Origin of the sequence: Caballeronia sordidicola (assembly GCF_000729995.1) — a bacterium.
GTDB lineage: Bacteria > Pseudomonadota > Gammaproteobacteria > Burkholderiales > Burkholderiaceae > Caballeronia > Caballeronia sordidicola_A.
Genome location: NZ_JNFG01000049.1, coordinates 37,546 through 44,839 on the forward strand (window position 1 = coordinate 37,546; position 7,294 = coordinate 44,839).

Consider the following 7,294-nt stretch of genomic DNA (forward strand, 5'->3'; position numbering starts at 1 on the left):
TGACGGATAGGAAAGCAAAAGGGGCCGTTCCAACGTGAGTTGGAACGGCCCCTTCGGTTTATGCGCTTACAAGGCATTGCAGGTCAACGAATCGGCAGCAACGTCCTTCTCTCACTCGTCATTTTGATCTCCACCGCCGTTGTCATCGTCAGGCGGCTGGGGCTGCTTGGGCTGCATCGGCCGTTTGCCGATCACCACGCTGACGTCCAGTTCCTTACTCTTGCGCATCAGATGCACCTTCACCGACGTCCCCGGCTTGATCTGGGCGACAACATTCAGCAGGCGCGTGGTGTCGGTGATGGTGTCGTCGTTGATGCTGATCAGGATGTCGCCGGGCTTGATGCCGGCTTTGTCGGCCGGTCCGCCTTGTAACACGCCTGCCACGATCGCCCCCGACTTTTGCTCGAGCCCGAATGATTCCGCGATCTCCGGCGTGACGTCCTGCGGCTCCACGCCGATCCAGCCTCGCGTGACCGTGCCTGTGGTGATGATGCTTTCCAGCACGCTGCGCGCGGTCGATACGGGAATCGCAAAGCCGATCCCAAGCGAGCCGCCGCTGCGCGAATAGATTGCGGTATTGATGCCGAGCAGATTACCGTTCACGTCCACCAGCGCACCGCCCGAATTACCCGGGTTGATGGCCGCGTCGGTCTGGATAAAATTCTCGAAGGTATTGATGCCGAGGTGATTGCGCCCGAGCGCGCTGACAATCCCCATGGTCACCGTCTGCCCGACACCAAACGGATTACCGATCGCCAGCACGACGTCGCCCACGCGCGTCTGGTCCATGCGGCCGAGCGTGATGGTGGGCAGGTTGGTCATGTTGATCTTCAGCACGGCGAGATCGGTTTCCGGATCCACGCCGATCACTTTCGCCGACGAAGTCCGTCCGTCCGCCAACGCAACTTCGATCTGATCAGCCCCATCGACGACATGTTGGTTCGTTAGAATGTAGCCTTCGGAGCTGACAATCACGCCTGAGCCGAGATTCGACGCCGGCGTTTCGTCGCCCTTGCGCTTGTTTTTGTCGCCGAAAAAATAGCGGAACAGCGGGTCTTTCGCGCGCGGATCGGGCGGTAACGTGCCGTCCTTGCTCGAAAACACGTTGACCACGGCGGGCATCGCTTTCTGCGCGCCATCCGCATACGACGATTGGGCAGGCCGGGAACCGATGCTTGGCGCAACTTCCTGCAACGCGACGATCGGTTCGGCGAGTTGCTTGCCGAACGTTCCCTGGCGTTGAAGCCACTGCGGTTTCAAGGTCGCGACGATGAACATCAGCGCCAAAAGCACGGTCACCGCTTGGGCAAAAAACAGCCAGAAGCGTCTAAGCATTTGATGGAATAGAGGAATTCATGGATCGGATCGAACTGGAATTGTATCTGAACAATCTGCTGGAAATCGGGCGCTTCAAGGACTATTGCCCGAATGGTATGCAGGTTGAAGGCTCGCGTCGCGTGGGCAAACTCGCGACCGGCGTGACGGCGTCGCAGGCGTTCCTGGACGCGGCCATCGAGTGGGGCGCCGACGCCGTGCTCGTGCATCACGGCTACTTCTGGAAGAACGAAGCGCCGCAGGTCACGGGCCGCAAATATCGCCGGCTGAAGACGCTGCTGGACCACGACATCAACCTGTTCGCGTACCACCTGCCGCTCGATTCGCATCCCGAGTTCGGCAATAACGCCCAGCTTGGTGCGCGCCTCGGCTTGATCGCAGACAACCGCTTCGGCGACCAGGATCTCGGCTGGATCGCATCGTTGCCCGTGCCGTTGTCGCTTGAGCATTTCACTGCGACCGTCGAAAACGAAGTCGGGCGCAAGCCGCTCGTGTTCGGCAATCCGGATTGGGAACTGCGCCGCGTGGCGTGGTGCACAGGCGGCGCGCAAGGTTACTTCGACGAAGCCATTGCCGCCGGCGCCGATGTCTACATCAGCGGTGAAGTCTCCGAGCAGACCATGCACATTGCGGCAGAAAGCGGCGTGGCCTACGTTGCGGCGGGGCACCATGCCACTGAACGGTACGGGGTCCAGGCGCTTGGCGCCCATGTGGCCGAGCATTTCGATATCGAGCATGTCTTTATCGATATCGATAATCCAGTGTGATTATCTTGCGGTGCAATAAATAATCATATGGGTTAAATAACCCCTTCATTCGATACACGCGATTAAGTGCGGGGAAACCCTTAAGAATGAAGGACTTCGAGCGTTTTTTGCTATTCAACTCTTGTAAATGACGACTCCATTCGCGCACACTAGCGTCGGTAGAACGAACTGACGGTATAAATCCAACTCAGAAGTGGGGCGTGTGATGCGAGACAACGAAGATCAACGCGTCGACGGCAGCCGCCGAACCTGGCTGATCACGACGACCGTAATGGGCGGAATTGGTGGCGTAGCGGCTTGCGTCCCGTTCGTCGGGTCGTTTGCGCCGTCGGAAAAAGCCAAGGCAGCGGGCGCGCCGGTCGAAGTCGATATATCAGGTCTCAAGCCTGGCGACCTGATGACAGTTGCCTGGCGCGGTAAGCCAGTCTGGATTCTGAACCGTACCGACGAAATGCTCGCCGATGTGAAGAAGGCCGATCCCGAGCTCGCCGACCCGCAGTCGAAGAAAGTATTCAGCTTGCCGCTGCCGGAATACTGCAATAACGAATATCGTTCGCGCGCCGATCACAAGAACCTGCTGGTTGCCGTGGCCGTTTGCACGCACCTCGGCTGCACCCCTACGCCGCGCTTCCAGGAAGGCGCCCAGCCCAATCTCCCTGACGACTGGCCCGGCGGTTTTCTCTGCCCGTGCCACGGCTCGACTTATGACCTGTCCGGCCGCGTCTTCAAGAACAAGCCCGCACCGGACAACCTGGACATCCCGCCTTATATGTTCACTTCGGCGACGTCACTCGTGATTGGCAAGGACGAAAAGGGAGAGGCGTAATGGCGGCTACCGACAAGGAAGTGGAAACAACGGGGTTTCTGGGCTGGATCGACCGGCGCTTTCCGCTGACATCGACCTGGAAGGCACACGTTTCCGAGTACTACGCGCCGAAGAATTTCAACTTCTGGTACATCTTCGGCTCGCTGGCGCTGCTGGTGTTAGTGAACCAGATCGTCACCGGCATCTTCCTGACGATGAACTACAAGCCCGATGCGACGCTCGCATTCGCATCGGTCGAATACATCATGCGGGAAGTGCCGTGGGGCTGGCTGATCCGCTACATGCACTCCACGGGCGCGTCGATGTTCTTCGTCGTCGTGTATCTGCATATGTTCCGCGGGTTGTTGTACGGCTCTTATCGCAAGCCGCGCGAACTCGTGTGGATCTTTGGCTGCGCCATTTTCCTGTGCCTGATGGCCGAGGCTTTCTTTGGATACCTGCTGCCGTGGGGTCAGATGTCGTTTTGGGGCGCACAGGTGATCGTGAACCTGTTCTCGGCCATTCCGTTCATCGGCCCGGATCTGTCGCTCTGGATTCGCGGCGATTACGTGGTATCGGACGTGACGCTCAACCGTTTTTTCGCGTTCCATGTGGTCGCCATTCCGCTGGTGTTGATCGGTCTGGTCGTCGCCCACCTGGTCGCGTTGCACGAAGTGGGGTCGAATAACCCGGACGGCATCGAGATCAAGGCGAAGAAGGACGAGAAGGGCATTCCGCTCGACGGCATCCCGTTCCACCCGTACTACTCCGTCCACGACTTCATGGGCGTGTGCGTATTCCTGTTTATCTTCGCCGCGATCATTTTCTTCGCGCCGGAAATGGGTGGCTATTTCCTTGAAGCCAACAACTTCGTGCCGGCCAATTCGCTGCAGACGCCGAACGAGATCGCGCCGGTGTGGTACTTCACCGCTTTCTACGCGATGCTCCGCGCCACGACCGACCCGTTCAAGATCGTGCTGATGATCTTGGTCGCCTTGCTGGGCGTGCTGGCGTTGCTGCGAGCGCGTGGCAAATGGCGGATTGGTTTGCCGGTGCTGGCTTTGCTGGTGGTGGTGTTCATGGCGCTGACCGAATCGAAGTTCTGGGGCGTGGTGGTGATGGGTACGGCGGTGGTGTCGCTGTTCTTCTTGCCGTGGCTTGACCGAAGTCCGGTCAAATCGATCCGCTACCGCCCGTTCTTCCACAAGGTCTTCTACGGGATCTTCGTATTCGCGTTCCTGGTGCTCGGCTATCTCGGTACGAAACCGCCGTCGCCGGCCAGCACGCTGATCGCGCAGATCTGTGCGTTGATTTATTTCGCGTTTTTCCTCGGCATGCCCTTCTGGACGACGCGCGGCCGCTTCAAGCAGCCGCCCGACCGCGTGCGGTACAAGCCGCATTGACCCCCGCGCCCACAGGAGACACGACGATGAAAAAATGGTTTTCTACCCTCGCGGTGATTGGCGCGGCGCTGCTGTCGTTCGGCTTGACGCCGGCGCACGCGCAGGAAGCACCGCTGGACGCCGCACCCGATAGCTCCGAAAATTTTGCTTCGCTTCAACATGGCGCAAAATTGTTTGTAAACTATTGCCTGAATTGCCACAGCGCGAATTTGATGCGTTACAACCGGCTGACGGACATCGGCATCGATCCAAAGGAGATCCAGGAGAATTTGCTGTTCACGACCGACAAGGTCGGCAACACGATGACCATCGCCATGCGTCCCGAAGACGCAAAAACGTGGTTCGGCGCGGCGCCCCCGGATTTGTCGGTGGAGGCGAGGGCGCGCGGCAAGGACTGGATCTACACGTACTTGCGCAGTTTTTATCGCGACGATACCCGGCCGACCGGCTGGAACAATCGCGTGTATGAAAACGTCGCCATGCCGCATGTGCTGTGGGAGTTGCAGGGTGTGCGGACGGCGAAGTTCGATACCGAAGTCGACGAAAAAACCGGTGAAAAGATCAAACATTTCGCGGGTTATACCCAAGTGACTCCGGGGACAATGTCGCCAGTAGATTATGATTCGGCTATGGCCGATCTGGTTTCGTACCTTTCGTGGATGGCGGAACCGGCCCAGCAGGAGCGTAAGCAGCTGGGTGTCTGGGTCCTGATGTTCTTGGGAGTTTTGAGCTTTTTGGCGTGGCGCCTCAACGCGGCATACTGGAAGCAAATTAAATAACACGCCGCGATCGGTGTGGGTCAGCGTCGTCAAAGCGCCTCCTAGCAGGCGCTTTTCGCACGCTGGCCCTTATGTTTTTCTGAAGGGACTTTTAATCATGATGGTTTTGTACTCCGGCACTACTTGCCCGTTCTCCCAGCGCTGCCGGCTGGTGTTGTTCGAAAAGGGCATGGACTTCGAAATCCGCGACGTTGACCTGTTCAACAAGCCGGAAGACATCGCGGTGATGAATCCGTACGGTCAGGTTCCCATTCTGGTCGAACGCGACTTGATCCTGTACGAATCGAACATCATCAACGAATACATTGACGAGCGTTTTCCGCATCCGCAACTCATGCCGGCGGATCCGGTGCAGCGCGCCCGCGCTCGCTTGTTCCTGCTGAACTTCGAAAAAGAGCTGTTCGTGCACGTCGGCACGCTGGAAAACGAGAAGGGCAAGGCTGCTGAAAAGAATCACGAGAAGGCGCGCAACGCCATCCGCGATCGTCTGACGCAACTCGCCCCTATTTTCCTGAAGAACAAGTACATGCTCGGCGAAGAGTTTTCCATGCTCGACGTCGCCATCGCGCCGCTGCTGTGGCGCCTGGATCACTATGGCATCGAGCTGTCGAAGAACGCTGCGCCGTTGATGAAATACGCCGAGCGGATTTTCAGCCGACCGGCTTACATCGAAGCGCTGACGCCTTCGGAAAAAGTGATGCGTCGCTAATATTTTCGATTGGCGGGCGTGCCGGTTCGACCGGCGGCGCTCCTTTTCGATAGAGGGCAAGTCGATGCAAGAAATATCCACCAAGCCTTATCTACTGCGCGCGCTCTATGAGTGGTGCACGGATAACGGCTTTACGCCGCATATCGCGGTGCGGGTCGACAACGGCACACGCGTGCCGCGCCAGTTCGTACGCAATGACGAGATCGTGCTGAACATCAGCTTCGAGGCCACGAGCCAGTTGCAGATGGGTAACGAGTGGATCGAGTTCAGTGCGCGCTTTTCTGGCAAGTCGCACAAGATCGAGGTACAGGTCACCAACGTGCTGGCTATCTATGCGCGAGAGAATGGCCAGGGCATGGCTTTTCCCGTCGATCCTGCTGCGATCGGCGCGGCGCCGGATGTGTCGGGCGAGGGCGGTGGGCCGCGTTCGTCGGAGCTGGGACCGGAAGAAAATGGCTCTGAACGGATCGAGCAGCGCGAGCCGATGGCGTCTGCGCGAGACACCCGAGATGACGATGAGTCGCCTCCTGACGACGATGGATCTAAATCATCTGGTCGGGGCCACCTCAAGGTCGTCAAATGAAGTAAAATCGCTGACTTCGCCGGCTTAGCTCATCAGGTAGAGCAGTTGATTTGTAATCAGAAGGTGGCGGGTTCGAGTCCTGCAGCCGGCACCAGTTTAGGTTTTCAAGAAGTATCAAGATGTTGTTCGACCCCGCGCCCGGTAACGGTTCGCGGGGTTTTTTGTTTTCGGTGGGCATTAATCGTTTTGCGTTGAATAGTGCGATTGGCTTTGCCCCTCGTGGGCACTTTGCGGGCCGTTCACTGTAATGCAGCACGTGGATTGACCAAGCGTGCGCATTTCTGAGATGAAGTAATTTTTGAAACAGTGCGATGGAATTAAGCAATCGCTGCAGTTCTTGGGGCATTGGTGCTTGCGCGGCCTTACAAGGAAGAGCGTGAGTGGTAGCGAGGCAGCCCATGTCCGACCTGCACGTCCGTCTGGAAGTCTTCTCGATGGACGTCACGTGAGCGCCCAGTTCTCCTCTTATTTTTGCCGAACCCATGCGCGCTTCGCTTGTACTCTTCACGTGCCATTCATACTCTTTTCACAAACCCCTTGCGCAACGACTAAGGGGGTACTAGAATTCGGCCTCTTCGCTTCTGGATGAGGCGAAGAGAAGCGGGAAGTAAGGCGTTAGCTGTTCAATTTCGGTACCCGGAGAGCCAAGCAGGACGGCACTTTGGCGGAATTGGAAGGTCCGGGTGGTCGAGATGATGTTTGTCACGAAGCGGTAAAAAAACCTGTTGACGAAAAGCGAAACGCAGGACATAATCTCGTTTCTGTGCTGCACGAGCAGCGACGCGAAAGCGGCAGGGTTCTGAGGGATGGGAATCGTGCGGTGGGTAGCGAATGTTCTTTAAAAACTAACAGCCGATAAGTGTGGGCGCTTGGTGCTTGGCTTTAAGCGTGGTGGTGTTTTCCGGGGTAACCC

General features: G+C 57.7%; 7 protein-coding genes and 1 tRNA gene. 7 read left to right on the forward strand and 1 reads right to left on the reverse strand.

What is annotated here, in order from left to right; all coding sequences use genetic code 11:
* Positions 1-111: 111 nt before the first annotated feature.
* Positions 112-1,335, reverse strand: a complete 1,224-nt coding sequence (locus tag FH08_RS0131585) for a Do family serine endopeptidase (protein ID WP_031362194.1) — start codon at positions 1,333-1,335, stop codon at positions 112-114.
* 20 nt (positions 1,336-1,355) lie between these two features.
* Here FH08_RS0131585 and FH08_RS0131590 point away from each other — a divergent pair, with 20 nt between their 5' ends.
* The 7 genes from FH08_RS0131590 to FH08_RS0131620 all read left to right on the forward strand — a co-directional run bounded on the left by FH08_RS0131590 (position 1,356) and on the right by FH08_RS0131620 (position 6,475).
* Positions 1,356-2,102 carry a Nif3-like dinuclear metal center hexameric protein gene (locus FH08_RS0131590; RefSeq protein ID WP_031362195.1) on the forward strand — a complete coding sequence of 249 codons (747 nt, stop codon included), beginning with the start codon at positions 1,356-1,358 and terminating at the stop codon, positions 2,100-2,102.
* A gap of 205 nt (positions 2,103-2,307) precedes the next feature.
* Positions 2,308-2,928: a ubiquinol-cytochrome c reductase iron-sulfur subunit gene (petA, locus tag FH08_RS0131595; RefSeq protein ID WP_031362196.1), complete on the forward strand. Its 621-nt coding sequence runs from the start codon at positions 2,308-2,310 to the stop codon at positions 2,926-2,928.
* Positions 2,928-4,310, forward strand: coding sequence for a cytochrome b (locus FH08_RS0131600; protein WP_031362197.1), 1,383 nt, complete (start codon positions 2,928-2,930; stop codon positions 4,308-4,310). Before petA ends, FH08_RS0131600 begins: the two co-directional genes overlap by 1 nt.
* Positions 4,311-4,336: 26 nt before the next feature.
* The gene (locus FH08_RS0131605; protein ID WP_031362198.1) at positions 4,337-5,089 is read left to right on the forward strand and encodes a cytochrome c1; all 753 of its coding nucleotides are present in this window, start codon (positions 4,337-4,339) and stop codon (positions 5,087-5,089) included.
* 97 nt (positions 5,090-5,186) lie between these two features.
* Entirely contained in the window at positions 5,187-5,798 is a 612-nt protein-coding gene (locus FH08_RS0131610; RefSeq protein ID WP_031362199.1) for a glutathione S-transferase N-terminal domain-containing protein, read from the forward strand.
* Between the two features lie 64 nt (positions 5,799-5,862).
* On the forward strand, positions 5,863-6,381 hold the full coding sequence (locus tag FH08_RS0131615) for a ClpXP protease specificity-enhancing factor (protein ID WP_031362200.1): 519 nt from the start codon (positions 5,863-5,865) through the stop codon (positions 6,379-6,381).
* An 18-nt stretch (positions 6,382-6,399) separates the two neighbouring features.
* Positions 6,400-6,475: transfer RNA gene (locus FH08_RS0131620), tRNA-Thr, on the forward strand.
* Positions 6,476-7,294: the final 819 nt, after the last annotated feature.